The sequence below is a fragment of the Microcoleus sp. POL10_C6 genome, assembly GCF_036701585.1.
Lineage (GTDB): Bacteria > Cyanobacteriota > Cyanobacteriia > Cyanobacteriales > Microcoleaceae > Microcoleus.
In genome coordinates this window covers 147343-171528 of the sequence record NZ_JAUBRB010000008.1, presented here as the reverse complement: position 1 = coordinate 171528, position 24186 = coordinate 147343, and the positions used below count along the sequence as shown (strand labels likewise).

Annotated in this window: 36 protein-coding genes and 1 pseudogene; 2 read left to right on the top strand and 35 right to left on the bottom strand. The window is 47.8% G+C overall.

The window, feature by feature from the left end; translation table 11 throughout:
* Positions 1–413 precede the first annotated feature (413 nt).
* The gene (locus QUA34_RS07155) at positions 414–1553 is read right to left on the bottom strand and encodes a transposase (RefSeq protein WP_333322837.1); all 1140 of its coding nucleotides are present in this window, start codon (positions 1551–1553) and stop codon (positions 414–416) included.
* A gap of 328 nt (positions 1554–1881) precedes the next feature.
* Here QUA34_RS07155 and QUA34_RS07150 point away from each other — a divergent pair.
* Positions 1882–2954, top strand: a pseudogene (locus QUA34_RS07150) (IS630 family transposase).
* On the opposite strand, the gene QUA34_RS07145 reads toward QUA34_RS07150, so the two are convergent.
* The 4 genes from QUA34_RS07145 to QUA34_RS07130 form a co-directional block, all read right to left on the bottom strand.
* On the bottom strand, positions 2951–3532 hold the full coding sequence (locus QUA34_RS07145; protein WP_333322838.1) for a hypothetical protein: 582 nt from the start codon (positions 3530–3532) through the stop codon (positions 2951–2953). The pseudogene QUA34_RS07150 and the gene QUA34_RS07145 overlap by 4 nt on opposite strands.
* 102 nt (positions 3533–3634) lie before the next feature.
* Positions 3635–3823 carry a type II toxin-antitoxin system RelE/ParE family toxin gene (locus tag QUA34_RS07140; RefSeq protein WP_333322839.1) on the bottom strand — a complete coding sequence of 63 codons (189 nt, stop codon included), beginning with the start codon at positions 3821–3823 and terminating at the stop codon, positions 3635–3637.
* Positions 3820–4071, bottom strand: coding sequence for a hypothetical protein (locus QUA34_RS07135; protein WP_333322840.1), 252 nt, complete (start codon positions 4069–4071; stop codon positions 3820–3822). Before QUA34_RS07135 ends, QUA34_RS07140 begins: the two co-directional genes overlap by 4 nt.
* 387 nt (positions 4072–4458) lie before the next feature.
* Entirely contained in the window at positions 4459–4824 is a 366-nt protein-coding gene (locus tag QUA34_RS07130) for a helix-turn-helix transcriptional regulator (RefSeq protein ID WP_333121186.1), read from the bottom strand.
* A gap of 138 nt (positions 4825–4962) precedes the next feature.
* Between QUA34_RS07130 and QUA34_RS07125 the strand changes: the two genes are divergently transcribed.
* Positions 4963–5400, top strand: a complete 438-nt coding sequence (locus tag QUA34_RS07125; RefSeq protein WP_333322843.1) for a hypothetical protein — start codon at positions 4963–4965, stop codon at positions 5398–5400.
* 15 nt (positions 5401–5415) lie between these two features.
* Here the strand turns inward: QUA34_RS07125 and prfA are convergent, their stop codons facing one another.
* The 30 genes from prfA to rplD form a co-directional block, all read right to left on the bottom strand.
* Positions 5416–6510, bottom strand: a complete 1095-nt coding sequence (prfA, locus tag QUA34_RS07120) for a peptide chain release factor 1 (protein WP_333385192.1) — start codon at positions 6508–6510, stop codon at positions 5416–5418.
* A 346-nt stretch (positions 6511–6856) separates the two neighbouring features.
* Positions 6857–7165 (bottom strand): 50S ribosomal protein L31, encoded by a 309-nt coding sequence (gene rpmE / locus QUA34_RS07115; protein ID WP_333059812.1) that lies wholly within the window; start codon positions 7163–7165, stop codon positions 6857–6859.
* Positions 7166–7376: 211 nt separating this feature from the next.
* Positions 7377–7790, bottom strand: coding sequence for a 30S ribosomal protein S9 (gene rpsI / locus QUA34_RS07110; protein ID WP_194067224.1), 414 nt, complete (start codon positions 7788–7790; stop codon positions 7377–7379).
* Complete coding sequence (gene rplM / locus QUA34_RS07105) at positions 7790–8245, bottom strand: 50S ribosomal protein L13 (protein ID WP_015178725.1); 456 nt, start codon at positions 8243–8245, stop codon at positions 7790–7792. Before rplM ends, rpsI begins: the two co-directional genes overlap by 1 nt.
* 139 nt (positions 8246–8384) lie before the next feature.
* On the bottom strand, positions 8385–9227 hold the full coding sequence (gene truA / locus QUA34_RS07100) for a tRNA pseudouridine(38-40) synthase TruA (protein WP_190745434.1): 843 nt from the start codon (positions 9225–9227) through the stop codon (positions 8385–8387).
* Positions 9228–9256: 29 nt separating this feature from the next.
* Positions 9257–9607 carry a 50S ribosomal protein L17 gene (gene rplQ / locus QUA34_RS07095; protein WP_242719721.1) on the bottom strand — a complete coding sequence of 117 codons (351 nt, stop codon included), beginning with the start codon at positions 9605–9607 and terminating at the stop codon, positions 9257–9259.
* Between the two features lie 125 nt (positions 9608–9732).
* Entirely contained in the window at positions 9733–10677 is a 945-nt protein-coding gene (locus tag QUA34_RS07090) for a DNA-directed RNA polymerase subunit alpha (protein WP_202798589.1), read from the bottom strand.
* Between the two features lie 174 nt (positions 10678–10851).
* The gene (gene rpsK / locus QUA34_RS07085; RefSeq protein WP_006634980.1) at positions 10852–11250 is read right to left on the bottom strand and encodes a 30S ribosomal protein S11; all 399 of its coding nucleotides are present in this window, start codon (positions 11248–11250) and stop codon (positions 10852–10854) included.
* Between the two features lie 84 nt (positions 11251–11334).
* Positions 11335–11718, bottom strand: coding sequence for a 30S ribosomal protein S13 (gene rpsM / locus QUA34_RS07080; RefSeq protein ID WP_006634981.1), 384 nt, complete (start codon positions 11716–11718; stop codon positions 11335–11337).
* Between the two features lie 83 nt (positions 11719–11801).
* On the bottom strand, positions 11802–11915 hold the full coding sequence (gene rpmJ / locus QUA34_RS07075) for a 50S ribosomal protein L36 (protein ID WP_015178722.1): 114 nt from the start codon (positions 11913–11915) through the stop codon (positions 11802–11804).
* 367 nt (positions 11916–12282) lie between these two features.
* The gene (gene infA / locus QUA34_RS07070) at positions 12283–12507 is read right to left on the bottom strand and encodes a translation initiation factor IF-1 (RefSeq protein ID WP_006276978.1); all 225 of its coding nucleotides are present in this window, start codon (positions 12505–12507) and stop codon (positions 12283–12285) included.
* 293 nt (positions 12508–12800) lie between these two features.
* Positions 12801–13385, bottom strand: coding sequence for an adenylate kinase (locus QUA34_RS07065; protein WP_333322845.1), 585 nt, complete (start codon positions 13383–13385; stop codon positions 12801–12803).
* A 5-nt stretch (positions 13386–13390) separates the two neighbouring features.
* On the bottom strand, positions 13391–14695 hold the full coding sequence (gene secY, locus QUA34_RS07060) for a preprotein translocase subunit SecY (RefSeq protein ID WP_333082087.1): 1305 nt from the start codon (positions 14693–14695) through the stop codon (positions 13391–13393).
* 102 nt (positions 14696–14797) lie between these two features.
* The gene (gene rplO / locus QUA34_RS07055) at positions 14798–15244 is read right to left on the bottom strand and encodes a 50S ribosomal protein L15 (RefSeq protein WP_006634984.1); all 447 of its coding nucleotides are present in this window, start codon (positions 15242–15244) and stop codon (positions 14798–14800) included.
* A 146-nt stretch (positions 15245–15390) separates the two neighbouring features.
* Complete coding sequence (gene rpsE, locus QUA34_RS07050; RefSeq protein ID WP_190745441.1) at positions 15391–15939, bottom strand: 30S ribosomal protein S5; 549 nt, start codon at positions 15937–15939, stop codon at positions 15391–15393.
* A gap of 162 nt (positions 15940–16101) precedes the next feature.
* On the bottom strand, positions 16102–16464 hold the full coding sequence (gene rplR, locus QUA34_RS07045; RefSeq protein ID WP_333101803.1) for a 50S ribosomal protein L18: 363 nt from the start codon (positions 16462–16464) through the stop codon (positions 16102–16104).
* Positions 16465–16466: 2 nt separating this feature from the next.
* Positions 16467–17015: a 50S ribosomal protein L6 gene (gene rplF, locus QUA34_RS07040; RefSeq protein WP_333039622.1), complete on the bottom strand. Its 549-nt coding sequence runs from the start codon at positions 17013–17015 to the stop codon at positions 16467–16469.
* A gap of 123 nt (positions 17016–17138) precedes the next feature.
* Positions 17139–17543: a 30S ribosomal protein S8 gene (gene rpsH, locus QUA34_RS07035; RefSeq protein ID WP_332978141.1), complete on the bottom strand. Its 405-nt coding sequence runs from the start codon at positions 17541–17543 to the stop codon at positions 17139–17141.
* 22 nt (positions 17544–17565) lie between these two features.
* A complete protein-coding gene (rplE, locus tag QUA34_RS07030) occupies positions 17566–18111 on the bottom strand; it encodes a 50S ribosomal protein L5 (RefSeq protein ID WP_333082089.1) in 546 nt (181 codons plus the stop codon).
* 160 nt (positions 18112–18271) lie between these two features.
* A complete protein-coding gene (gene rplX / locus QUA34_RS07025) occupies positions 18272–18634 on the bottom strand; it encodes a 50S ribosomal protein L24 (RefSeq protein ID WP_333212630.1) in 363 nt (120 codons plus the stop codon).
* 1 nt (position 18635) lies between these two features.
* Entirely contained in the window at positions 18636–19004 is a 369-nt protein-coding gene (gene rplN / locus QUA34_RS07020) for a 50S ribosomal protein L14 (RefSeq protein ID WP_006634991.1), read from the bottom strand.
* Positions 19005–19120: 116 nt separating this feature from the next.
* Entirely contained in the window at positions 19121–19369 is a 249-nt protein-coding gene (gene rpsQ / locus QUA34_RS07015) for a 30S ribosomal protein S17 (RefSeq protein WP_006634992.1), read from the bottom strand.
* Between the two features lie 37 nt (positions 19370–19406).
* Complete coding sequence (gene rpmC, locus QUA34_RS07010; protein WP_333385187.1) at positions 19407–19721, bottom strand: 50S ribosomal protein L29; 315 nt, start codon at positions 19719–19721, stop codon at positions 19407–19409.
* 160 nt (positions 19722–19881) lie between these two features.
* Positions 19882–20301, bottom strand: coding sequence for a 50S ribosomal protein L16 (rplP, locus tag QUA34_RS07005; RefSeq protein WP_333082091.1), 420 nt, complete (start codon positions 20299–20301; stop codon positions 19882–19884).
* 115 nt (positions 20302–20416) lie between these two features.
* On the bottom strand, positions 20417–21145 hold the full coding sequence (gene rpsC, locus QUA34_RS07000; protein WP_242719701.1) for a 30S ribosomal protein S3: 729 nt from the start codon (positions 21143–21145) through the stop codon (positions 20417–20419).
* Between the two features lie 112 nt (positions 21146–21257).
* The gene (gene rplV / locus QUA34_RS06995) at positions 21258–21617 is read right to left on the bottom strand and encodes a 50S ribosomal protein L22 (protein WP_015178707.1); all 360 of its coding nucleotides are present in this window, start codon (positions 21615–21617) and stop codon (positions 21258–21260) included.
* A gap of 96 nt (positions 21618–21713) precedes the next feature.
* Positions 21714–21995, bottom strand: coding sequence for a 30S ribosomal protein S19 (gene rpsS / locus QUA34_RS06990; RefSeq protein WP_006634997.1), 282 nt, complete (start codon positions 21993–21995; stop codon positions 21714–21716).
* A 113-nt stretch (positions 21996–22108) separates the two neighbouring features.
* Positions 22109–22972 (bottom strand): 50S ribosomal protein L2, encoded by an 864-nt coding sequence (rplB, locus tag QUA34_RS06985; RefSeq protein ID WP_333057787.1) that lies wholly within the window; start codon positions 22970–22972, stop codon positions 22109–22111.
* 175 nt (positions 22973–23147) lie between these two features.
* Positions 23148–23456 (bottom strand): 50S ribosomal protein L23, encoded by a 309-nt coding sequence (locus QUA34_RS06980; RefSeq protein WP_006634999.1) that lies wholly within the window; start codon positions 23454–23456, stop codon positions 23148–23150.
* A complete protein-coding gene (gene rplD / locus QUA34_RS06975) occupies positions 23449–24081 on the bottom strand; it encodes a 50S ribosomal protein L4 (RefSeq protein WP_190657994.1) in 633 nt (210 codons plus the stop codon). The genes QUA34_RS06980 and rplD overlap by 8 nt, the downstream gene beginning before the upstream one ends.
* Positions 24082–24186 lie beyond the last annotated feature (105 nt).

Here is a 24186-nt window from a genome sequence, read left to right as displayed (position 1 = left end):
TTTGCACTTTACCCTCGCTCTCGCGAGCGCATAACCCAGGCTACGTCAAGTGCCATCGATATATTCAGCAAGCCCTAACTAGGGCTTGCTGAACAGGGTAAGAGCATCTCAATCAGTCTTGACAAAAGGATTTGAGAAGAAGCATGATGTATTCATCATTCATTGCAGCCCGTTTCCTTTTCTGTCGCAAGCTACGCTTGAGAGTGGTTTCTTGATTGACAGCATTCAGGGACATCCGTCTGATCACAGTCCAGTTCCGAGGGCTATTCAACGACCGAATGCGACATAGATCTTCATTGAAAGTGACATCTAAAACCCCATGTTCTTGATTTTCAATACTCCAATGTTGGCGAATAGCGCGACCATTCCGCTTTAGCATCTACGGGTAAAGAACCTGATTGACTGACAAAAGTTTAATTAGCCCAAACTACAGTGGTAGCTTGAAACTCAATTCGGTAAGTTCTTTGCTGATGTTGTAAACGAGAAGCCTTGACTGGTTCGGGGTCAATATTAGTAGAAAAAGAGATAACAGAAATTAAATTCCAGCCCTTGTTCAGAGCTTGTTTGACCCAACTCCAGCCAATTTTCAAGTAGCTAGCACCCCGATACCAATGTGGCTCTACACAGCGACGCTGACCTAAAATGACAACTTCAACACCTTGAGCAGTCAAGAACAAAGTAGTCATCGCTAACACCAAGCACAGTCGAGAAAGAGCTGGAGCGGAACGGAGTTTAGAGTCTTCGAGATTGAATCCAGAGGATTTATCATCCAGAAAATTTTCCTCAATGGTAAAGCGTTGGCCATATTCCCGAAAAGTTTGGAGATTAGTAGGTTCAGTACTAATAATGTACCAGTGTTCACCATTCGTAGATTCCCACGCAATTGCTAGATGGACATCTGTGAGCGAGTTACATTTGTGAATTTGAACGTTGTGGATCAGTTTTGCCTCGCCGATGGCTACCGGAAATTGACTCACTCGCTGCCACCCCTGCCGTGGATGACGCAGCCAAAAATTGCCTTTAATCCGGATTCGACAGTGCCAGCCTAATTTTCTGACATAACGGACTAATTCGGCATTGGCAAACCCCCTGTCAGCCAAGAGAATGACTTTGACATCGACTGGTAGGAGCCTAGAGACACGCTTGAGGAGGTCCTGATAAGTATCGATTTTGACACTACTACTTTTGTGTTTGAGTACTCGCCAGCCCACCGGAATCGCTCTGCCCAAATGTACAACACAGATCCGAATTATGCAATATTTATCCCATAACATACTGGTATCAAAACTCAGATAAATTTCTGAGTCTTTCCAGTTGGCAAAGGAGGCCTTCACTACAGGACTATAAAGTTTTGCTGGGTTGATGCGAGGATTATTTACCCATCGAGACAATCTTCGTTGTGTGCTTTGGGCTATTTGTGCTTTGGTGCAAACATGGTCGAGCCATTTGGTTAGATTTACCTTGCCTTCTACAATCAAACCAACCATCATCCAACACATCACTCCTAGATGTCTTAAATCTGACCACTGACTGTATTGACCTGCGAATTTCATTAGTTTATGATGAAGATGAGAGGGGCGATCGATCATTTCGATTCATACTGGTTTTTTGGTTAAAAACAGTTTATCCCTCTTTTTCTCTTTAATCCAGTCTGGGTCAGCTTTTATCCCGATCTTGACTGACTTTTGTCAGTCAACCAGGCTTTTACACTCTTGGGCACATCCATACTCGCTATCAAATAAAGCGATTGGTCGATGTTGAAGCTTTTGACACACTTGTGCCAATTGTTCAGCACCTTTAGCGATCGGATTTTCCCAACTCGTAATACCATTTTTTTAAAGATGTGATAGACTTGTGTTAAAAGTAAAGGAGACAATTACAATGTCTGGTCGTCCTCATATAAAGATTACCGAATCTGTAGAAAATTTACGAGAAATCCTCAAACAGCAAAAAAGAATCCTAGCTTATAACAAAGTTCAAATGCTTTATTTATTTCAGTCAAAACAAGTAAAAACTGTGCGGGAAGTATCCGCACTTTTAGGTAAAAGTGAGGCAACAATTCATCGCTGGCTCTCTCAATATAAAGAGGGCGGTCTGGAAAATTTGTTAAAAACTCGGCAGGTTTTTGGCCGCCCAAAAAAGTTTTCAGTTGAAATAGCAGCGACCTTGCAACAAGAGTTGAGAGACCCCGAAGGATTTCGGAGTTACCAAGAAGTTCATCTCTGGCTCTGGTTGATTAAAGGAATAGCCAGTAGTTACCAGGCTGTATATTCTTTAGTTAGGGGTGAATTAAAAAGTAAATTAAAAATTCCCAGACCTCGCAGTATTTCTCAGAAATCTACGGCAATTAATTAATTTAAAAATAACTTACATCAACAGATAAAAGCTTTACTAGACAAAGCTTTACCTCAAGTAAACAAATATAAAAAAGTCAATTATTGGTGAGCGTGATGAAACTCGTTTAGGGCTGCATACAATTCGTCGGCGTAAGCTGACGCTTTCAGGCGTAAAGCCAATCGGAAAGCATCAATGGAAGTTTGAGTGCTTTTGGCTGTATGGAGCCGTATTGATCGCTAATGGAAAAAGTTTTTTTTGGGAGTTTTCGCATTTAGACAAAGTTTGTTTTGAAGCATATTTACAACTTTTGTCAAGACAATATCCTGCGGAATGACACATCATTCAAGTTGATAACGCACCCGCTCATAATTTAGGCTCATCTGAATTACCAGACAATGTTATTTTACTATTTCAGCCTCCGGCTTGTCCCGAAGTAAATCCCACAGAAAGAGTGTGGGAATATCTCAAAGATTCTTTAGCGAAAGTCGGTGTTTAGTAATCTTGACGAACTCCGCACAAAAGTCCAGGAAATTTTGGCATCTTTCACCGCTCGCGTCATTGGTTTTCTCACCGGATGGTCTTGGATTTTACATTCTTTATCTCTATCACATCTTTAAAAAAATGGTATAATACGTTCGTGTCTCAAAGGAAGTGCCCAACTGCCGATGCTCGAAGGTATCCACGCGAGCGTACTATATCCCTGACCGATACCGACAGGTATGCCGTAAGGCAAAGCGGTGGGTTGATGTTCGTAAGTACGCTCTTTGAGGGTAGGTGCATAGGGTCTCAACCATGCTGTATGATCGATCACCAATACTGGGCGTTCCACTTCTGACATCTGTTGGATGTATAGTTGCATCAATTTTTCTGGGTCTGGTCTACAATCTTGCATAGCTTCATAGACACTCGACCACTCACGCCGAAATAAAGGACTGAGAGCAAAATCTCCTAAACATGAGACGTGGCGCGTCGTCATTACGGCATCTGCCAGTTCAAAGGTGGCATCTTTAGCGTTGCCAAGGTATTCATAAGCAAGTTGACGAAATTCGTATAATTGTTCAAACTTCCTTGCAGGTAGATTTGAGATTTTTTGCTGAATTCTCAATCTTCTACCCTTACGCTGTCTGTTGAAACTATCGCAGACAGTTTTTTTCTCTTGTTGGCAGTCAAAGAGAACGTCAACGGTCGCTGGCATCTATCTTATGGTTGAACCTGATAGCTTGTCGCCAGCGACCGTTGCCGTTCTTGATAAAAGTTCGTCAGTCTCACAGCGAGCGCACTTTTTGACCTGCTGAGTCTAAACTCCAAAAGAAACCAATCGCACGACTTTTCCCATTCCCGGTATCGTGGCTAATTGGGCAAAAGTGGCTTCGGCTAACTCCAGAAATCGCACGGGGGCACGAGCATTTCCATTGACCAGAATATAGTTTGCCTGTTGTCTGAGATCCTGCGTGGCACGATTTTTGACAATTAATCGATCGCTCATACTGGTTGTGAATCGCCACCCAAAACCGATTCCCGCAAATTCTGCCAGTACGCAGCCGTAACGGGTTCCCCATCCGAGTCTAAACCCTCTTGCAGTAAACCTTCTAGTTTGGCTTGCGCCTGTTTTCGCTGGCGATCTTGCTGCACCAAATGTAGAAAATACTCTACCGCACTGGCATAAGCCCCTGCCTGAATTTGAGCCTCAATATAGGTTTGCAGCTCTTCTGGTATGGCAAGAATAACGTTCATCGTCTACACAGATTTAGGATATCTATCATTGTATCGATCGCCGATCGGGCAGCACCATAAAAATTAAAATTTGCAGCTTGAACATCGGTATAAAGTTAAACATCCGATCGCATTGTCCAAGAGTTTTTAGACATATTGAGTCAGGGATAGGGCGAGTGGTTTTCTGATAAGGGCGATCGCATAGGGGCCCAGAAACCGGGTTTTTTAGGATAATACTTCGTTGTATCCCGCAGATTCGGTAAAAAACCAGGTTTCTTTGTCGGAGTGCGTCAGTCGATAAGGGTGATCGCACTCCGTAACAAAGTAGATTTGACCTTGACAAATTCCTCGGTTTGTGATATGCACGAGTGGTGGAAATTTTTAAGGGCGATCGGGATTTGTACCAGATCAACCATACTTCCCAGAAGCTACAGCAGCAGCAGCCAGTCGCTCCATACCAGCTCGAACAATCACTGCTAAGTCACTCAGTGGCATACATTGGATTTTCTTAAGCAGCTCGTTGGTATCCAGAGGTTCCTGCACCGGCTTGCCTTCGAGGTGAGCCATGAGCTCTTCCATCGTAAAGCCTGCTCTTGTCGCAATCTGAGTCAAATTTTTCGTATCTGGAATTACCTGCCCCTTTTCCCAATACAAGACAGAAGCAGCAGAAACTCCCAACAGCTTGCCAAAAGCAGTCAGACTCATCGAGCCCCGCGCTAATTTAACAACCTCACTCAGTTTTTTCTTAGCTTCTGCGTCCACGGTATCAGCCACGAGATAACCACAATTCCTAGTTTACTTGTGTACCAACAAATTTACCTGTCTTGCTTGACAGGAAAAGATTTAACAGATATTCTTTTAATTAGATTGAATTTTTTAATTTTAATGAAAACGGATTTAGGAGAAATAGCAATGACCAAGAGACGGACTCAAAAAACTCACAAGCCCAGCCACACCCGTCAAAGCCTCACAGCCTCCGGTTGGCTAAAACCCCAGCGCTGGCAAATCTCCAAAATAGAAGCAGCCGAAGCCCTGAGAATGCCCGTAAAACACATAGTCAAAGTTTACCCCAAACAACATCAAGTAATAGTCGTTTACCTGAACAAGAAAGGACAAAAATGCAGTTCCTTTTTCAGCTACAGACTATTTGCCAGATGGGAACAAGAGGCGAACGCAGCAATTGCCAGTTGTCGAAACCAGCAAATCCTAGCACCCCTAGAAGTCATTGTACAATACGACCTCGAACATTTCAAATATCCAGTGGCAATCGCCGATGCAATTTGGGAAGCCCTACTCAACCAGATCTCCCGCGTAACAAGGGAACTGAGGCTGAGCAAACAATGCGCCTAGCCCCCCATCACTCCATCAATTAGTAGAAGCAGCCAACTCAGCCAAACGTTCCTGCTGATCCTGAGAAATGCAAGTTTGAATAATCCCCTCAATATCCCCTTCCAAAACACTATTGAGCGAGAAATTCTCCCCCAAACGGTGGTCCGTAGCCCGATTGTCCTTATAGTTGTAAGTGCGAATCTTCTCCGATCGCGAACCAGTACCAACCTGAGCCAAACGCCGTGACTTCACCTCATCCTGCTGCTCCCGCAACTTCATCTCATAGAGCTTAGCCCGCAAAATCTGCATCGCCCGCTCCTTATTCTGCAACTGACTGCGCTCCTCAGTACAGAAAATCCGAATTCCCGTCGGCTTGTGAAACAAATCCGCAGCAGTTTCCACCTTGTTCACATTTTGACCGCCAGCCCCGCCCGATCGAGCCGTGCTCATCTCAATATCCTTTGGATCGATGTGAATCTCCACATCATCAACCTCCGGCATCACAGCCACCGTCGCCGTCGAAGTATGCACCCGGCCGCCAGCCTCAGTCACCGGCACCCGCTGCACCCGGTGTACCCCAGCCTCAAACTTCAGCTTGCTGTAAACGCTGTCGCCTGTAACTTCCAGAATCACCTCTTTAAACCCGCCCATTTCCGCCAGCGACTCGCTCACCAACTTCACCACCCAGCCTTGAGTTTGAGCGTAGCGCGAATACAGCCGCAGCAAATCTCCCGCCCAAATACTAGCCTCATCTCCGCCCGTACCCGCCCGAATTTCCAGCATAATATTCTTGTCATCGTTCGGGTCGCGGGGGAGCAGCAAAACCTTCAAACGACTTTCCAAACTCTCCAGCCTCGCCTCAAGTTCCTGAACTTCCAGCGCAGCCATTTCTTGCATATCTCGATCGCCCGCGGCTTCCTTGAGAACCTGTCGGGCACCTACTAAATCTTCCTGAGTGGTTTTCCACAAAGCAAAAGTATCGACCACTTCCTCCAAGGACGATCGAGCTTTCGCTACCCGTTGAAACTCTTGATTGTCCCTAGCCACATCCGGGTCAGCCATGCGGCGAGTCAACTCATTAAAAGTTTGCTCTACCGACTTCAATTTATCCAGCAAATAAGATTCAGCCATTGTCAGTTGTCCTTTGTCAATCGATTTTAGATTTTAGATTTTAGATTTTAGATTTTAGATTTGAAGAACAGTTGGGATAGAATCTCGATAGAACTCAACTGCCTGCATAGCGAAGTCTTCGATCTAAACTCTCCCATCCGAGGGCGGATCGATTTTAGATTTTAGATTTTAGATTTTAGATTTTAGAACTCAAGAGCAGTTAGGATAGAATGTCGATCAAACTCTACGCGATCAAACTCTACTGCCTGCATAGCGAAGTCTTCAATCTAAAATCTAAAATCCGAGGGCGGTAAGTTGCCAGTAGAAAGAACTACTCTCAACAAACAGCGGACAAATGACAATCCGGCTACTTCTTCTTTTTGCCTTTACCAGCAGCCTTAGCAGCATCTGCTTTCGGATCTTCCATTTTCAGCGGTCCAGAGGAAGCATCTGCCTTCGGCATTTCTACCTCGGTCATGCCGTATTTCCGCATAAAGCGCTCCACACGACCTTCAGTATCAATAATCTTCTGAGTGCCAGTATAAAAAGGATGATTTCCCGACCAGACATCAACTTGAAGCTTTGGTCTAGTTGAGCCCACAGTCATCACAAGTTCCCCGTTGCAATAAACCTGAGATTCGGGATACCACTCAGGGTGAATGCCATCTTTTGCCATTGTTTTTACTCTCTAGTTTTTGACTTTACAACCATTTTAGCTGCCGCAGGACTTGTACACCAACAACTGCACGAATTTTGCCTTATATCTGTTGGAACCAGGAATCAGGAATGGGAAATAAACTTCAAAAAAAGGCCGATAAAATCTGGATAGATAATTTTTGCCTTTTCCTTCTTCCTTCTTCCTTCTTCCTTCTTCCTTCTTCCCTCGATTACCGCTTCGAGTATTGAGGAGCTTTGCGAGCTTTCCGCAAACCGTACTTTTTCCGTTCTTTTGCCCGCGGGTCGCGAGTCAAATAGCCCTCAGTCTTCAGAGGCTTGCGGTTGTCCGGGTCTAATTGACAAAGTGCTCTAGCGACACCCAAGCGAATCGAGTCAGCCTGACCTGTTAAGCCACCGCCTTCGACTTTCACCAAAATGTCGTACTCATTTTCCAGACCCAAAGTTTCCAGAGGGGCCTTAGCCAGAGCCAAATAAGTAGGGTTGAATTGCAGGTACAAATCCCCCTCTTTACCATTGACTGTCAGTATGCCAGTGCCGGGAACCAAGCGCACCCGCGCTACGGAACACTTGCGGCGGCCGGTACCCCAGTACACAGCGCGACCGGATGTATCTGTTGCTTGCATTACTCATTTCCTCCCGGAATCGTGTGAACAATTAATTCTTCTGGTTTTTGAGCTTGGTGCGGGTGGTTGGGGCCAGCGTACACCTTCAGTTTAGTAAACAATTGTCTGCCAAGAGAAGTGTGAGGCAGCATTCCTCGTATCGCTTCTTCGACAATTCTTTCGGGCAAACGTGCTTGCAATTTGGCAAAAGTTTCTGTTTTCATGCCGCCCGGTCTTCCAGAATGGCGGCGGTAGATTTTCTGGGTGCGTTTTTTGCCAGTAACAGCGATTTTGTCAGCATTGATGACTATTACGAAGTCGCCGGTATCCATAGAAGGGGTGTAAGTCGGTTTGTGTTTCCCCCGGAGGTACATGGCAACTTCAGTTGCCAGACGGCCCAGCCGCTGGTCGGCGGCATCGACCACGTACCACTTGTGCTCTAGGGAGTCTTGAGTAGGGACGTAAGTTTTGTTCATTGTTTGTTGTTAGTTGTCTATTAACTGTTAACTGTTGTTAGTTGTCAGTTGTCAGTTGTCAGTTGTCAGTTTTTAATTGTTAGTTGTCCTTAGTTTTTTATTAGTAGTTACCTAATGACTAATGACTAATGACTAATGACTAATGACTAATGACTAATTTTGGCTGAGTGTCGTACCACACATCTGGGGGGAAGGGAAATTCTGAATAGCCAACCCGCAGCAGGCACAAACCTTGAGCGGGAGCGGCATATTTTACCATTTCTCGGCGTTCGTTGACCCAGATATCTGTGAAATTGTCGATCGGCCTTTCCCCGCGACCCACCTGCACCAGCAACCCCACCAGCAGCCGCATCATCCCGTACAGAAACCCGCTCGCCTGAACCTCAATATAGATAAGAGGCCCAGAACGCTGACACTCGGCCGCTTGCACGTCCACCCAGGAATGGGGGCGGGCAGATCCCGCGCGGTGGAAAGCAGCCAGGTGATGCCGCCCGATGAGCGGTGTCAAAGCTGTCTGAATCAAAGATTCATCCACAGGGGCGTGATAGCAGTGCCAAGCAAAAGGACGCACAAACAAATTAGGGGTCGGGTCTGTATAAAGGGTGTAGCGATAGCGCCGCCAACTGGCTGAGAACCGAGCGTGCCAGGTAGGTTCCACCTTTGCCGAAGCTCGAATTAAAATATCTTTTGCCAGTCGAGAGTTGAGAACGCTTGCCCAGCGGTGAGCCGGAATTGGGCCGTGGGCATCAAAATGCGCTACTTGAGCAGCGGCGTGAACTCCCGCATCGGTTCTCCCAGCAGCGTGCAGCGTTACCGGGCGTTCCAGAACAGTCGATATTGCTGTTTCAATTTCTTCTTGTACTGTACGCTGGTTCGGCTGTCGCTGCCAACCGTGAAAGTTAGTGCCGAGGTATTGGATTACTAGAGCAACGCGCTGTATCGATTGGGGATTTTCGATTGGGGATTTTGGATTGTCAGTCATAAATCACAAATCTCCAACCCAAAATTGAATTAAACCAGTTCAACGATCGCCATTTCGGAATTGTCTCCCTGACGGGGGACTGTTCGCACGACGCGGGTGTAGCCGCCGTTGCGCGATCCGTACCGTTCTTGTGCCGCCTCAAACAGGGCGTGTACTAACTGTTTATCGTAGATATAGCCCATAGCTTGGCGGCGAGCGGCCAATGAGCCATCTTTGGCCAGGGTAATCATCCTGTCCGCCTCTGAGCGTAGCGCTTTGGCGCGGGCTAGAGTGGTAGTGATTTTACCGTGGCGGATTAATTCGGTGGTCAGCGAGCGCAGTAGGGCGCGGCGCTGGTCAGCCGGTTTGCTGAGTTGGGGAACGCGACAGCGGTGACGCATAGCAGTTGGTAATTGGTAATTGGTAATTGGGTGCCGGGATAGTCCGCGAGTTTTGAGCGGTGAATTCTTTAACTTAAAAACTCACCTACTTAAAATTCAGAACTTTTTTACCCGTTACCCGTTGATTAACTTTTAGCTGATTTTTCCTGTGGCAAGGTAATGCCCAAGCGTTTTTGTAAAGCTTCAATCACTTCTTCTGCGGACTTCTGCCCGAAATTCTTGATCTCGAGCAAGTCTTCTTGGGTATAATCCAATAAGTCTGCAACTGAGTTGATCTGAGCCCGCTTGAGACAGTTGTAAGCCCGGACGGACAACTGCAATTCTTCGATCGGAATTTGGCTAGTAGGATCGGCTTCACCTGGATACTCTGGTTTGAGAGAATCTTGGGTGATGTCTTTGAGAGGTGCAAATAAATCTACCAGGATGTTGGCAGATTGACTCAAAGCTTCTTGAGGAGTGACGCTGCCATCAGTCCAGATTTCCATAATCAGCCGGTCTTTTTCGACCGTACCGCCTACCCGAGCATCTTCAACGCTGTAGTTGACTCGGCGAATCGGCATAAATATGGCGTCAATTTGGAGAAAATCCAAAGCCGATCCATCATCCCGACTGCGGTCTACTGCTCTGTATCCGATGCCTTTTTCAATTCTGAATTCCATTTCCAGAACTGAACCTGGGGAGAGAGTTGCAATGTACTGGGATCGATCGATCAATTCCACCTCTGAGGGCAAATCGAATCGATCGGCCGTAACTGTTACAGGCCCCTCAATCCGCAACCTGCCGATTTGCGGCTGCTGAGAATGAGTTTTGAGGACCACCTCTTTCATGTTCAGGAGAATTTCTAGAACATCCTCACGTACCCCTTCGATCGTGGCAAACTCGTGATTGACGCCCGCGATTCGGACTGAAGTTACTGCCGTTCCTTCTAAGTTTGACAGCAGAACTCGCCTCAGCGCATTCCCAACAGTTGTTCCCTGACCGCGATCGAGCGGTTCCAGGACAAATTTTCCGTACTGACTGCGGTCTTTGTCAGTGTTAGACTCTATACATTCAATTTGAAACTGCGCCACGGAGTGACCTCCCTTTTCCACTTTGGATTTTTGATTTTGGATTTTAGATTGCAGAGCATACCCCTGAACGGATTTCGGATTTTGGATGGACGGGGCAACAGTTAGAACCATTAGTTTTTGACTTTAAGCAGTTAGCCATTATCCAAAATCTAAAATCTAAAATCTCAAATCGTTTTAGACTCTACGCCGCTTGGGAGGGCGACAGCCGTTGTGAGGAATTGGGGTAACATCTCTAATCAGGGTGATTTCCAGTCCCGCCCCTTGCAGCGCCCGGATTGCAGTTTCTCTACCTGCTCCAGGCCCGCTCACCATTACTTCTATTTGGCGCATTCCTTGGTCGTTGGCTCTGCGGGCAGCACTTTCTGCTGCTGTTTGAGCTGCAAAGGGAGTTCCCTTTTTAGCTCCTTTAAAACCGCTGGAACCTGCCGATGCCCAGGATATCACTTCGCCGTTGAGGTCGGTAATAGTTACTATCGTGTTGTTAAAGGTAGACTGGATGTAGCCTACCCCATTGGGTACATTCCGTTTCTGCTTTTTTGCACCAGATTTCTTGCCTGTTTGTTGTCGCGCCATATTAGTCTCTTTAACGTTTCTCTCAACTAATGTCCCGAAGCGCTAGGAGCCAGCAGCCCCCAGCGTATTTTTCCCAAAAAGATGTTACTTCTTGGAAGGTGCCTTTTTCTTGCCCGCAACTGTTCGGCGGACGCCACGACGGGTTCTGGCGTTGGTACGGGTTCGTTGTCCCCGCACCGGCAGACCCAAACGGTGACGCCGACCGCGATAAGTTCCGATGTCCATCAGGCGCTTGATGTTCATTGACTCCCAGCGCCGGAGGTCTCCTTCGATTTGGTATGTTGTTTCTACATGAGCCCGCAGAGCTGTCACGTCGGCCTCTGTTAAATCCTTGACGCGAGTGTCAGGATTTACGCCTGTTGCAGCGATAATTTTTTGGGCCCGCGACAAGCCTATTCCGTAAATGTATGTCAGACCTATTTCGACGCGCTTATCGCGTGGAAGGTCTACCCCGGCAATCCGTGCCACACTTTTTGTCTCCCTAGTTTTCCTGTTTGGCTACAATGTTCAATTAGGATGCACCTGCGTGCATTGCCCAATCTTGCTTTTTTCTAACCTTGGCGCTGTTTGTGTTTCGGGTTAGTGCATATCACCATCACTCGACCGCGACGGCGGATGACGCGACATTTCTCACAAATTTTTTTGACAGATGCTCGAACTTTCATCTTTCTTCCTGCCTGGAGAACCCCGCTCTAGCGGAGAACAGGCACGCTGGGACTGCCCGTAGAGCGGTGGGAGGAGAGGCTGGGCAAGGTGTAGGCCTCTCCTCGATTAAATTGTATAAAGTGCGGGTTGTTTCATGAAGGAGCCCGCTTGCACCCACTCCCATTGCTGGGTAAAGTTCGCCTGCGCCAAAGTGTTGGCGAGCGATACTTTTACGGTGTAACAATGACTTAACCCGGTACACCGGTGGGTTGTTGACGCCCTTCTCGGCAACACTACAAACGTAGCATTATAGCATAAATTTGAAGCTTTTTACCAAATTCTCTCTAATTAAACTTAGAATTAGTTTTTAGAAAGTTTTATCTAAGCCTATTTTTTCCGAAGGCGATAAGTAATCCTGCCTTTGGTCAAGTCATAGGGAGTCAATTCGACTTTGACGCGATCGCCAGGCAGAATTTTGATGTAGTTGCGGCGGATCTTGCCGGAAATGTGAGCCAGCACGTTAAACCCATTATCTAGGTCAACGCGAAACATCGCATTGGGCAGGGATTCCGTCACTGTCCCTTCCATTTCAATTAAATCTTGCTTAGACAATTTGGTATTTACCTCAACTCTACATTTGATTAACTAGGAGTGTCCCGGCGTTGGCCTCAAAACCTATTTACTGGTAGGAGTCAAACGGGAACGGGGGGCAATAATTAGGGCGACTCGATCAACTTAAAGACTCAATTAACCGCTCACTTTGGCTTTACTTGAGTAAAGTTCTGGCAATTAGTATCGAGTTCAATCCGGTCTCTAGCAACCCTCACAAAACCTGATAGCACAAAAAGCTCCTAGTTAACATATCTTAGCAAAAGCTTGTGAGTAACAAGCTGTCTTGAGAGGGTTCAAGAGTCGATCGAGAGAGCTTGCTGCAGTTCTGCGGTGATTAATTCCATGTCGCGATCGCCATCAACCGCAACTAACTGTTGGCGGGCGCTGTAAAACTCAATCAAAGGCTCAGTTTGCTCGCGATAAACTTGCAACCTGCGGCGGATCGTCTCCTCATTGTCATCGAGGCGGCCCCGCGACAGCAGGCGTGCCACCAAAATGTTGTCAGGCACCTCCAAATTGACAGCTCTGAGATCGCAGTCCTTACCAGACGTACTTCCCCCAGCACCCCTAACATCACAAAGGAGTTTGTCAAAAAACGCTGCCTGTGCCACAGTGCGCGGAAAGCCGTCCAGAATCCAACCAGCACTAGCATCTGGTTGATTCATGCGTTCTTGCACGATATCCATCAATAACTCGTCGGGAACCAACTCACCAGCATCCATGTAGGCTTTCGCCTTTAGACCCAGGGCAGTTTTGGCAACCACGCAGGCGCGCAGGATATCGCCCGTAGAAATGTGGGGTATTTTCCAGTGAGCGGCTAATATCTGAGCCTGAGTTCCTTTTCCCGCCCCTGGAGGCCCCATAAAAATCAATTTCATTGCGATTACTTCACCATTCCTTCATATCGCTGGGAGATGACGTAAGTTTGAATTTGCTTAGCAGTTTCGATCGCCACACCTACTAGAATCAGTAGGGAAGTTGCGCCAAAACCTCTAAAAGTTTGCACACCGATCGCGCTTTCTACAGCAGTTGGTACAATGGCCACCAGACCGAGAAATATCGCTCCCAAGAAAGTCAAACGGTTCAAAACCTTCTCCACATAATCACTCGTTTTCTGACCCGGACGAATTCCAGGAATGCTAGCGCCCATTTTCTTCAAGTTCTGAGACATATCTACGGGGTTGACAATCAACGAAGCGTAGAAATAGCTGAAGAACAGAATCAAAGTTAGATAAAACAGCGCGTAAGCCCAAGGGGCAGGGCCGTTCGGACTCAAAACATTAGCAACTTGAACCAAAAACGGGTTATTGAGAGACTGAGCGAGGAAAGAAGGCACAATCAAGACCGAAGATGCAAAAATAATCGGCATCACTCCACCTTGATTCAAGCGCAGGGGCAGATAACTCCGGCTCTCCCGATAAACTTTGCGGCCGACTTGGCGACGTGCCGAAATAATCGGAATGCGGCGAGTACCTTCCTGAACAAAAACAATCCCAACAATCGTTACCAAAAAGACCAGCAGCAGAACGACTACGCGGCCGACAACTTGCGTGTCCCCGCTTTGAGCCAATTCAAAAGTTTGTCCCAAAGAGCGGGGCAATACCGACACAATATTGATAAAAATCAGGAGCGACGCTCCGTTCCCGATACCTCGTTCCGTCACCACTTCCGATATCCACATCACAAACATTGAGCCGGCTGTCAGAGCCAAAGCAGTTTGTGCTATGAATAAAGGCGCTGGAGATTGAGCAAAAGGGCTGACCCAAATCGCAATGCCAATACTTTGCAGAATTGCCCAGCCCAATGAAACGTAGCGAGTAATTTGAGAAATTTTGCGTCGCCCTGCTTCTCCTTCATTTTTCTGCAAGTCTTCTAAGCTTGGCAGAGCCGCAGTTAGAAGTTGCACAATAATTGAAGCATTAATGTAGGGCAAAATCCCCAACGCGAAAATCCCCAACGCTGACAAGCCGCCTCCTGAAAACAAGTCCAGAAAGCCAATTAAAGGGCTATTTTGGACGTTTTGGGCAAAGGCGACTCGATCGATGCCGGGGACTGGCAAGTGGACACCCAGGCGTACTAAAATCAGTAAACCAACTGTTACGAGGATGCGGCCTCGCAAACCAGCAGCTTGAGCCATCTGCATGAACGTCTCTTGTGCAGTTGGCGCTTTCTCTCTACTAACGTCCATAGTTACGATTTTGGATTTTAGATTTGGGATTTTCGACTAAATCATTTTCTGATAGCAAGCTTGAGGATTTGAGATTTGGACAGACTCTCAAACCTCAAATCTTCACGCAACTAATTCGCAACTTCCGCCTGCAGCTTCAATTTTGGTGCGAGCACCTGCGGTAAAAGCCGAGGCGCGCACTTGCAAAGGTACATTCAGTTCGCCATCTCCTAAGATTTTCAGCGGCCCGTCGTCTGTGGTGACAATTTTTGCTTGGATCAGAGAGGTGAGAGTAACTTCGGTGTTTGCTGGCAGCGATGCTAATTTACTCACATTAATGGTAGTGTACTCTTTCCGGTTCACTAGAGGGAAGCTTTTCAACTTGGGGAGACGGCGGTAGAGAGGATTTTGACCTCCTTCAAAACCGGGTCTAGTGCCGCTACCGGCTCTAGATTTTTGACCGCGCATCCCTTTGCCGGAGCTCGCGCCTTGACCGGCAGAAATACCTCTGCCCAAGCGTCGGGGGCGCTTTTGGGAGCCTGCTTTGGGTCGGGCGTCTTGCAATCTCATAGTTTTAGTAATTGGTAATTGGTAATTGGTATTTAGAGAGGGGGTACGCAGTAGTTTTGAGTGCGTGAGTTTTAAGTTGCGGATTTTTTTATTTTCACCGCAAGCACTTAACACTCAAAACTTACAGTTTCCCATTCTCGCGTGCCCTAACCGTAGAGATTTTCTACTGGAATTCCGCGCTCTTGAGCAACTTCGGACAAGGTGCGGAGGGTGGAGAGGGCATTGACTGCTGCTCGGGCGTTGTTTAAGGGATTTCCGGAACCTAGCTGTTTGGCTAAGATGTTGCGGACTCCTGCTAGTTCGAGAACTGTTCGCACTGCTCCCCCTGCAATTACCCCGGTTCCCGGAGCGGCCGGCCGCATCATCACTTTAGCTCCGCCACCGTCACCGTTGATGGGGTGAGGGATGGAGTTAGATTTGGTGAGGGGGACTTCAATTAGGTGCTTTTTGCCGTCAGCGACGCCTTTTTTAACGGCACCGATTACGTCGCTCGCTTTTCCGACTCCTACTCCAACTTGACCGCGTTCGTTGCCAATAATGACTATGGCGCGGAAGCTGAGTTTTTTACCACCTTTGACTACTTTGGTAACGCGCCGAATCTGAACAACCCGTTCTTGCCATTCGGATTCTTTTTCGCGCCCTTTGTTGTTGCTGCTGCTTTTTTTCTTGTTGCGCTGTTCTTTTTGTTCTGCCATAGTTTTGTCCTGTGGGAATTAGTAATTGGTGAAAGGCGATCGGCAAGTGGTAATTGTTTGAGTAAAAAGTAAAAATAGAAGAAATCTGGATTTTGCCTTTTAACTTTCAACTTTTGACTTTTTACTTTTTAATTACTCATTACCCGCTACCCATTACCCCCTCTAGAAGTCTAACCCCGCTTCGCGAGCTGCTTCTGCGAGGGCTTTGACACGACCGTGATAGAGGTTGCCCCCCCGATCGAATACGACTTTGACTATGCCAGCGCTGGAACAGCGTTTGGCAATCAACTGACCGACTTGCACGCTCGCGGAACAGTTGCCGCCAGAACTGAGAGTTGACTTCAATTCGGGATCGAGGGTTGACGCGGCGGCCAAAGTGTGCTGGGCGGTGTCGTCGATTACTTGAGCGTAGATGTGCTGATCTGAGCGAAATACCGCTAGTCTGGGACGTTCGGAGGTGCCGAACACCTTGCGCCGAACACGGCGGTGTCTGCGCTGGACTGATTCTTTGCGAGTAAGCTTCATTGTTACTTCTTACCTGTTTTGCCTGTTTTACCAGCTTTGCGCCGGACGACTTCGCCGCTGTAGCGAATGCCTTTGCCCTTGTAGACTTCGGGCGGACGCACCGCGCGGATGCGGGCTGCTGTATTGCCTACGAGTTCTTTGTCAATGCCGGAGACAATGACGTTGGTGTTGCCTTCAACTGCCATTGTGATGCCTTCGGGAGGGGGCATTTCAACGGGTTTGCTGTAACCGACGTTTAAAATCAGGTTCCGTCCTTGAACCTGTGCCCGATAACCTGTGCCGATAATTTCGAGACGCCGCTGAAAACCTTGAGATACACCTTCGACCATGTTGGCGACTAGGGTACGGCACAATCCGTGCAGTTGTCTGGCGACGCGAGATTCGTCTCGGCGGGTAACGAGTAAAGTCTCGCCTTCAATTCCCATGAGGATTTCGGCTGGAATCACTCGGGAAAGTTCACCTTTGGGCCCTTTGACGGCTACTTTTTGGCCGTCTAGGGTGACGGTGACTTTCGTGGGGATGCTAATCGGACGCTTGCCAATTCGCGACATAGTTTTTTTGTCCTTTGTTTTTAGTTATTAGTCCTTGATTATTAGTGCTTAGTTATTAGTCCTTAGTTATTGATTTTTGAGTCTCTTGCCAACGACCAGTGACTAATGACTAATGACTAATGACTACCAAACATAACAAAGCACTTCACCGCCCAAACCTTGGCGTCGAGCTTCTCTATCCGTCATAATGCCACTGGAGGTGGAAATAATGGCTATGCCAATTCCGCCTAATACTCTGGGCAATTCTTTACGGTTCGAGTAAACGCGCAGTCCTGGTTTGCTGACTCGCTTAAGTGCCGTGATAATGGGCTTGCGAGTTTTACCTTTGTACTTTAGAGAAAGCACTAAATGTCGCTTGATCCCTTCTGGTTCTGCTTCTTCAAATTCGCTGATAAAGCCTTCACTTTTGAGGACTTGGGCGATGCTGCGGGTCATTTTTGTAGCTGGAATTTGCGTTGTTTGGTGGCGCGCCATGCAAGAATTGCGAATGCGCGTCAACATATCTGCTATGGTATCGTTAGCTGCCATCTTTTGCTTCTTACTCTAGTGCTTAGTTGTCCCGGAACGGCATTCCCATTTCTTTAAGCAAGGCGCGTCCTTCTTCGTCGGTGTTTGCTGTGGTGATAATTGAAATGTCCATGCCTCGAATTTGATCGATGCGGTCATATTCTATTTCTGGAAAAATTAGCTGTTCTCTCAGACCCAAGCTGTAGTTGCCGCGCCCGTCGAAGCTTTTGGGGCTGATGCCGCGGAAGTCGCGAATTCGGGGGAGTGCGAGGTTGATCAGCCGATCGAGAAAATCGTACATCCGATCGCCGCGCAGCGTCACCATAACGCCGACGGGTACTCCTTTGCGGATTTTGAAGCCTGCGATCGCTTTTTTCGCCCGCGTTACCACTGGTTTTTGCCCGGTGATGATGCTAATTTCGTTGATCGACGAATCCAGTGCCTTAGCGTTTTGAGATGCTTCTCCCAAACCTCGGTTCACTGTGACTTTGACCAGTTTGGGCACCTGATGGATATTAGTATATTTAAACTGATCCATCAGTGTGGGAACGATTTTTCCTTGATAAAGAACTTTGAGTTTGTCCGGCATAGTTTTTGTGTTTCGTTAACTGTCCCTGGGCTTGGTCAGGGAATTATTAGTAGTCAGTTGTCCGTTGTCAGTTGTCCGTTGTCAGTTGTCCGTTGACTGTTGTCAGGAAAGCATTTGTCTAATGACTGATGACTGATGACTAATGACTGATGACTAATGACTAATTATCGAGGATTTCTCCAGTTTTTTTGAGCTGTCGCAGTTTCCGGCCATCTTCGCTAAATGTATAGCAAACGCGGCTAGCTATTTTTTCTTTTTCGGAATAGTGCATGACATTTGAGCTGTGAATGGGAGCCTCAAATGTGAGTATTTTCCCGGACTCTCCCTCTTGCTGGGGCTTGACGTGCTTTGTTCTGATGTTTACACCTTTAACAATTACTTTGCTGACTTTAGGATATGTCTTTAAGATTTCTCCGACTTTTCCTTTCTCTTTGCCAGTAATTATTTGCACGGTATCGCCTGCTTTGACGTGCATTCTGTAGCGCTGCGGCTCGCTAGTTGGTTTACCCTTTTTTCCGTACATTTTAAAGTACCTCCGGGGCTAAGGAAACGATTTTAGTAAAGTTTTTGTCGCGCAATTCGCGGGCGACGGGGCCGAAGACGCGAGTGCCTTTGGGGTTGCCGTCTACGTTGATAATAACGGCGGCGTTATCGTCAAAACGAATGCTCATGCCACTGTCGCGGCGCAAACCTTTGCGGGTTCTGACAATGACAGCCCGAACGACATCGGATTTTTTGACGGCCATATTGGGGATGGCGTCTTTGACGACGGCAATGATGACATCGCCGACTCCGCCGTAGCGACGGTTGCCGCCTCCCAATACGCGGATGCACATCAGTTTGCGGGCTCCGCTATTGTCGGCGACATTGAGGTATGTCTGGGGTTGAATCATGGTGATTGTTGACTGTTAACTGTTGACTGTTAACTGTTGACTGTTAACTGTTGACTGTTGACGGCTAATTGATTAATCAAGTACCGATCGGGCGAGCGCGAGATCGCAATTAACTGTTAGCCGTTTTTTGTCCCGAAAATCTCAGCAACCGTCCAACGTTTGGTTTTGCTCAGTGGGCGAGTTTCAGTGATGCGGACACGATCGCCCGATTTGCACTGATTTTCTTCGTCATGAGCTTTGTACCGCTTGGTGCGGACTACGATTTTGCCGTATTTGGTGTGGGAGGAGCGGTTTTCGATTGCTACCACGACGGTTTTATCCATCTTGTCGCTGACTACTACGCCAACTCGTTCTTTAATTGCCATAGCTACCTATTTTTGTTGTGCAATTGACTGTTTTTAGCTACTGTGCGATCGTCGGCTCGGCTGCTTCTGACTCTTGGCTGACTGCTGCGGTTGCAGCAGGCTGTGCTACCTGTTTAGATGCGGCGGCTAATTTTTCTGCCACTTCTTTCTCAGCAACGATTTGGCGCTCGCGTTCAACTGTCATCAATTGAGCTAGCCGATGTTTGGCGTGCTTGAACAGGTGAGGCTTTTCCATGCGGCCGGTAGCTTGCTGGAGCCGCAATTCCATTAGTTGGCGCTTGACGGCTAAAATTTGCTCTGCTACGGCAGCATCGCTTAATTCTCTAGCTTCTTTAATCTTGGTCAAAGACATAATTGTGTGCTTTCTCGTTAGCGAGCGGTATGACAGAAGACAGAATTGTCTCGCTTGGCTGAAGGTCGAAGGAAAGAAAAGTTATGAAAGCCAGATTTTAAATTGCTGTAGCCGTTTAAAATGCTGATTAAGACAGACCTAATTCTACCTTCGCTCTTCGCTATGACTGGTCTTCTTCGCGAGTGATGAACTTGGTTTTAATTGGTAATTTGAAAGATGCCAAACGCATTGCTTCGCGGGCAGTTTCTTCACTTACGCCGCCAATTTCAAACATTACCCGGCCGGGTTTGACCACAGCAACCCAAAACTCAGGATTACCTTTACCGGAACCCATCCGGGTTTCTGCTGCGCGCTGGGTGACTGGTTTGTCGGGAAAAATGCGAATCCAGATTTTGCCGCCCCGGCGGATATAGCGGGTCATGGCGCGCCGTCCGGCTTCTATTTGGCGAGAAGTGATCCAGGCGGGTTCGACGGCTTGGAGCGCGAAGTCGCCAAAGCTAACTGTATTGCCGCGGGTGGCAATACCGCTCATTCGCCCGCGCTGTTGTTTGCGGAATTTGGTTCTTTTGGGGCTTAACATGGCGAAAGGGAGTTGGGTAATTGGTAATTGGTAATTGGTAATTGGTGATTGCTAATTGCTAATTGGTTTGGAACAACTGACAATTAACAAGTGACAACTAACAGTTAACAATTAGCTAGCCTTCGTTCGATCGATCTTCAAAGTTCTGGCGGCGGCGCTTTTGTTTGGTGCGGGGCACTGCTGCATTTGGTGCAGCCTCTTGTTCCTGTCCGGGAATAATTTCGCCTTTGAAAACCCAAACTTTAATGCCCAGAATACCGTAGATGGTTTGAGCAGTGCAGTAGGAGTAGTCGATGTCTGCCCGCAGCGTGTGCAAGGGGACTCTTCCTTCCCGTGTCCATTCGGTACGGGCAATTTCTGCACCGTTGAGGCGTCCACTGACTTGAATTTTGATGCCTTGGATGCCGACTTTTTGGGCGCGGGTGATAGCTTGGCGGACGACTCGGCGGAAGGATACGCGCCGTTCTAGTTGCTGAGCGATGTATTCCGCGATCAGTGTGGCATCGGCGTCTACTCGCTGGACTTCGACGACGTTGATGCGGATTTGGCGGTTGCTACCGAGTTGCTGCTGCAAACCGACGCGCAAGGTTTCGATGCCTGCTCCGCCGCGGCCTACGACAACGCCTGGTCTGGCGGTGAACACTTCTAGGTCGATTTGATCGGCTTTCCGCTCAATTCTGACCGAGGAAATCCCAGCATTGCTGAGGGTTTTACGAACGTACTTGCGAATTTTATAGTCTTCTTGCAAGAGTTCTGGATAGTTTTTGGGATCGGCAAACCAGCGAGAGCGGTGCTCTTGGGTAATGCCGAGGCGAAAACCAATTGGATGTATTTTTTGGCCCATAATAGTTGATGAGTTAATTGGTAATTGGTAATTGGTAATTGGTAATTGGTAATTGGTGATTACCCATTTTTCAACTTTAAGCTGTTTATTACCTATTACGTTTTTCCCTGGTTTAGTTTTCTAGGAGCGGAGCTACTACTACGGTAATGTGACAGGTTGGCTTGCGAATTTGGTAGGCGCGACCTTGAGCGCGGGGTCTAAAGCGTTTGAGGACTGGGCCTTGGTCTGCGTAAGCTTGAGACACTACTAGCTTGGATTTATCCAATCCTGCGTTGTGTTCGGCGTTGGCTACTGCCGATCGCAAAACTTTGACGATTGGTTCGCAGGCGCGGTAGGGCATGAATTCGAGTAAAATCAGCGCTTCTTGGTAGCTTTTGCCACGAATTTGGTCGAGGACTCGGCGCACTTTGAAGGGGGATGTCCGGATGTAACGGGCGATCGCCTTAATTTCGGATGTGGTATCTATAGCCATTTCGATTTCGGTAATTGGTAATTGGTAATTGGGCAAAAGGTAATTGGTAATTGGTAATTTTTTTTCCTACTACCTATTACCTGTCACCTAATTCGGCTATCTTTTCGCCTTTTTATCACCACTTTTCGCGTGACCTCTAAAGGTGCGAGTGGGGGAAAATTCTCCGAGTTTGTGACCTACCATTTGGTCGGTGAGGTAGACGGGTACGTGCTGTCTGCCGTTGTGAACGGCGATCGTGTGACCTACCATTTGGGGCAGGATTGTGGAAGATCGCGACCAAGTTTTAATTACTTGTTTTTGGCCGGCGGCGTTGAGTTTTTCGATTTTTGTCATCAGAGCATCTGCGACAAAAGGCCCTTTTTTTAGCGATCGAGACATGATTTTTTTAGTAATTCAGGAGTCATTAGTCAGAATTAAGCAGTCATTGGTCATCAGTCCTCAGTCATTAGTTAGCAGTTAATAACTAAGCACTGAAGACTGCTGACTGATGACTAGCTTTGTCTGCCGCCCTTGCCGCGCTTGGAAGCTTTGCGGCGGCGCCGGACGATTAAAGCGTCGCTGCGCTTGTTTTTGCGTCGAGTTTTTGCACCCAATGCTGGTTTACCCCAAGGAGTGACAGGCCCCGGACGTCCGATGGGAGCTCTGCCTTCGCCACCGCCGTGCGGGTGGTCTACCGGGTTCATGACACTACCGCGAACGGTTGGTCTGCGACCTTTCCAGCGGGTGCGGCCGGCTTTACCCAGGCTGATGTTTCTGGCGTCGGTGTTGCCGACTTGACCGATGGTGGCGTAGCAGTCGGCGCGGACTTTGCGCTGTTCGCCGGATGGCAGTTTGAGGGTGACGTAGCTACCTTCTTTTGCCATTAGCTGAGCGCTGGAGCCGGCGGAGCGAACGATTTGTCCGCCTTTTCCGGGTACTAGCTCGACGTTGTGGATGCTCGTACCGAGGGGAATGTTCTTCAGGGGGAGGGCGTTACCGATTTCGATCGGCGCGTCTGGGCCTGAGACAATTACTGTACCGACGTTTAAGTTGAGCGGGTGCAGGATGTACCGTTTTTCGCCGTCTTTGTAGAACAGGAGGGCGATGCGGGCGTTGCGATTGGGGTCGTATTCGATCGCCTTGACGGTAGCGGGAATGCTGTGTTTGTCGCGGCGGAAGTCGATGTCTCTATACAGCCGTTTGTGACCGCCTCCCCGGTGGCGACAGGTGATGACGCCTCGGTTGTTGCGGCCTTGTTTGGTGTGCTTATTGCTGGTTAGAGACTTTTCTGGCTCTGATCTGGTAATTTCAGCAAAGTCCGAGACGGTTTGTTCTCGGGTGCTGGAGGTATAAGGTCGGTAAGAACGGATGCCCATAATCGATCTATTTTAGATTTTGGATTTTGGATTTTGGATTTGACGTTTATCGATTTTAGATTTTAGGTTGAAGATTGGCGATGTTTGGTTAACTTACGAGTTTTCTGGTTCTAGAATTTCCACCAGTTAACCGCAATTTAAAATCTAAAATCTAAAATCTAAAATCCAAAATCGTCTAGACTTCTGGGAATAGGAGTTTGCGGATCGAGTCTCCGTCGGTCAGAGTTACGGTTGCTCGCTTGTAACAAGGTTTAAAGCCGACGAATTTGCCAACTCGACGCTTTTTACGCGGCGGGTTTTGGGTGTTGACGCCGATGACTTTGACCTTAAATAGTTCTTCGATTGCAGCTTTGATTTGAGGCTTCGTCGCTTTGGGGGCTACGTCAAATGTGAATTGATTTAATTCCATCATTCGGGTAGCTTTCTCGGTGAGAATCGGACGCTGGATCAAATCTGCGTAGTCGCGGGGGTCGATTTTACTCACCGTAAATCTCCTGAATTTTAGCTATGGCTGTAGATGTGACGATAATTTTGTCAGCCGCGAGAACGTCGTAAACATTCAGGGAGGTTGCCAAGATGACGTTTACTAATTCGATGTTGCGTCCTGATAAGTAGACGTTTGGTTGCGGTTCTGGCAAGATTAACAGAACTTTTGTATCGGGTTCGATGCCCCAGCGGGCGATCGCACTCAGCAATTCTTTGCTTTTCGGTCTCGGAAATTGCTCTGCAAATTCTTCAACCACAATGATGTCTTCGGTGCGACTTTGGAATGCTGTCCGCAAAGCGAGACGGCGTTCCTTTTTGTTCATTTTGACTTCAAAGTCTCTCGGTTTTGGCCCGAAGATGACACCGCCGCCCCGCCACAGCGGAGAACGGATAGAACCTGCTCTGGCTCGACCCGTGCCTTTTTGACGCCAAGGTTTGCGGCCACCGCCTCTGACTTCCGATCGAGTTTTGGTGCAAGCATTTCCTTGACGAGCGTTATTCAGTTGCCGCGTCAATGCTCTGTGAACGATGTGAGACGCATTTTCTTCTTTGGCTACGCGCAGTTCTAAAGTTGTTTCTCCAACTTCTTCACCTTGCCAATTTCGCACTACACAGTTAACCATATCTTTTGTCCTTTGTCTTTTGTTAGTTGTCTGTTGTTAGTTGTCTGTTGTCTGTTGTCTGTCGTCTGTTGTCTGTTCTCAGGTCTTAGTTTTCAGCTCTTAGTT

Excerpts from the sequence above, each read along its gene's own strand:
- QUA34_RS07155 (WP_333322837.1), bottom strand. The coding sequence starts at position 1,553 with ATGAAATTCGCAGGTCAATACAGTCAGTGGTCAGATTTAAGACATCTA.
- QUA34_RS07145 (WP_333322838.1), bottom strand. The coding sequence starts at position 3,532 with ATGCCAGCGACCGTTGACGTTCTCTTTGACTGCCAACAAGAGAAAAAA.
- QUA34_RS07140 (WP_333322839.1), bottom strand. The coding sequence starts at position 3,823 with ATGAGCGATCGATTAATTGTCAAAAATCGTGCCACGCAGGATCTCAGA.
- QUA34_RS07135 (WP_333322840.1), bottom strand. The coding sequence starts at position 4,071 with ATGAACGTTATTCTTGCCATACCAGAAGAGCTGCAAACCTATATTGAG.
- QUA34_RS07125 (WP_333322843.1), top strand. The coding sequence starts at position 4,963 with ATGACCAAGAGACGGACTCAAAAAACTCACAAGCCCAGCCACACCCGT.
- prfA (WP_333385192.1), bottom strand. The coding sequence starts at position 6,510 with ATGGCTGAATCTTATTTGCTGGATAAATTGAAGTCGGTAGAGCAAACT.
- rpmE (WP_333059812.1), bottom strand. The coding sequence starts at position 7,165 with ATGGCAAAAGATGGCATTCACCCTGAGTGGTATCCCGAATCTCAGGTT.
- rpsI (WP_194067224.1), bottom strand. The coding sequence starts at position 7,790 with ATGCAAGCAACAGATACATCCGGTCGCGCTGTGTACTGGGGTACCGGC.
- rplM (WP_015178725.1), bottom strand. The coding sequence starts at position 8,245 with ATGAACAAAACTTACGTCCCTACTCAAGACTCCCTAGAGCACAAGTGG.
- truA (WP_190745434.1), bottom strand. The coding sequence starts at position 9,227 with ATGACTGACAATCCAAAATCCCCAATCGAAAATCCCCAATCGATACAG.
- rplQ (WP_242719721.1), bottom strand. The coding sequence starts at position 9,607 with ATGCGTCACCGCTGTCGCGTTCCCCAACTCAGCAAACCGGCTGACCAG.
- rpsK (WP_006634980.1), bottom strand. The coding sequence starts at position 11,250 with ATGGCGCGACAACAAACAGGCAAGAAATCTGGTGCAAAAAAGCAGAAA.
- rpmJ (WP_015178722.1), bottom strand. The coding sequence starts at position 11,915 with ATGAAAGTTCGAGCATCTGTCAAAAAAATTTGTGAGAAATGTCGCGTC.
- QUA34_RS07065 (WP_333322845.1), bottom strand. The coding sequence starts at position 13,385 with ATGAAATTGATTTTTATGGGGCCTCCAGGGGCGGGAAAAGGAACTCAG.
- secY (WP_333082087.1), bottom strand. The coding sequence starts at position 14,695 with ATGGACGTTAGTAGAGAGAAAGCGCCAACTGCACAAGAGACGTTCATG.
- rplO (WP_006634984.1), bottom strand. The coding sequence starts at position 15,244 with ATGAGATTGCAAGACGCCCGACCCAAAGCAGGCTCCCAAAAGCGCCCC.
- rpsE (WP_190745441.1), bottom strand. The coding sequence starts at position 15,939 with ATGGCAGAACAAAAAGAACAGCGCAACAAGAAAAAAAGCAGCAGCAAC.
- rplR (WP_333101803.1), bottom strand. The coding sequence starts at position 16,464 with ATGAAGCTTACTCGCAAAGAATCAGTCCAGCGCAGACACCGCCGTGTT.
- rplF (WP_333039622.1), bottom strand. The coding sequence starts at position 17,015 with ATGTCGCGAATTGGCAAGCGTCCGATTAGCATCCCCACGAAAGTCACC.
- rpsH (WP_332978141.1), bottom strand. The coding sequence starts at position 17,543 with ATGGCAGCTAACGATACCATAGCAGATATGTTGACGCGCATTCGCAAT.
- rplE (WP_333082089.1), bottom strand. The coding sequence starts at position 18,111 with ATGCCGGACAAACTCAAAGTTCTTTATCAAGGAAAAATCGTTCCCACA.
- rplX (WP_333212630.1), bottom strand. The coding sequence starts at position 18,634 with ATGTACGGAAAAAAGGGTAAACCAACTAGCGAGCCGCAGCGCTACAGA.
- rplN (WP_006634991.1), bottom strand. The coding sequence starts at position 19,004 with ATGATTCAACCCCAGACATACCTCAATGTCGCCGACAATAGCGGAGCC.
- rpsQ (WP_006634992.1), bottom strand. The coding sequence starts at position 19,369 with ATGGCAATTAAAGAACGAGTTGGCGTAGTAGTCAGCGACAAGATGGAT.
- rpmC (WP_333385187.1), bottom strand. The coding sequence starts at position 19,721 with ATGTCTTTGACCAAGATTAAAGAAGCTAGAGAATTAAGCGATGCTGCC.
- rplP (WP_333082091.1), bottom strand. The coding sequence starts at position 20,301 with ATGTTAAGCCCCAAAAGAACCAAATTCCGCAAACAACAGCGCGGGCGA.
- rpsC (WP_242719701.1), bottom strand. The coding sequence starts at position 21,145 with ATGGGCCAAAAAATACATCCAATTGGTTTTCGCCTCGGCATTACCCAA.
- rplV (WP_015178707.1), bottom strand. The coding sequence starts at position 21,617 with ATGGCTATAGATACCACATCCGAAATTAAGGCGATCGCCCGTTACATC.
- rpsS (WP_006634997.1), bottom strand. The coding sequence starts at position 21,995 with ATGTCTCGATCGCTAAAAAAAGGGCCTTTTGTCGCAGATGCTCTGATG.
- rplB (WP_333057787.1), bottom strand. The coding sequence starts at position 22,972 with ATGGGCATCCGTTCTTACCGACCTTATACCTCCAGCACCCGAGAACAA.
- rplD (WP_190657994.1), bottom strand. The coding sequence starts at position 24,081 with ATGGTTAACTGTGTAGTGCGAAATTGGCAAGGTGAAGAAGTTGGAGAA.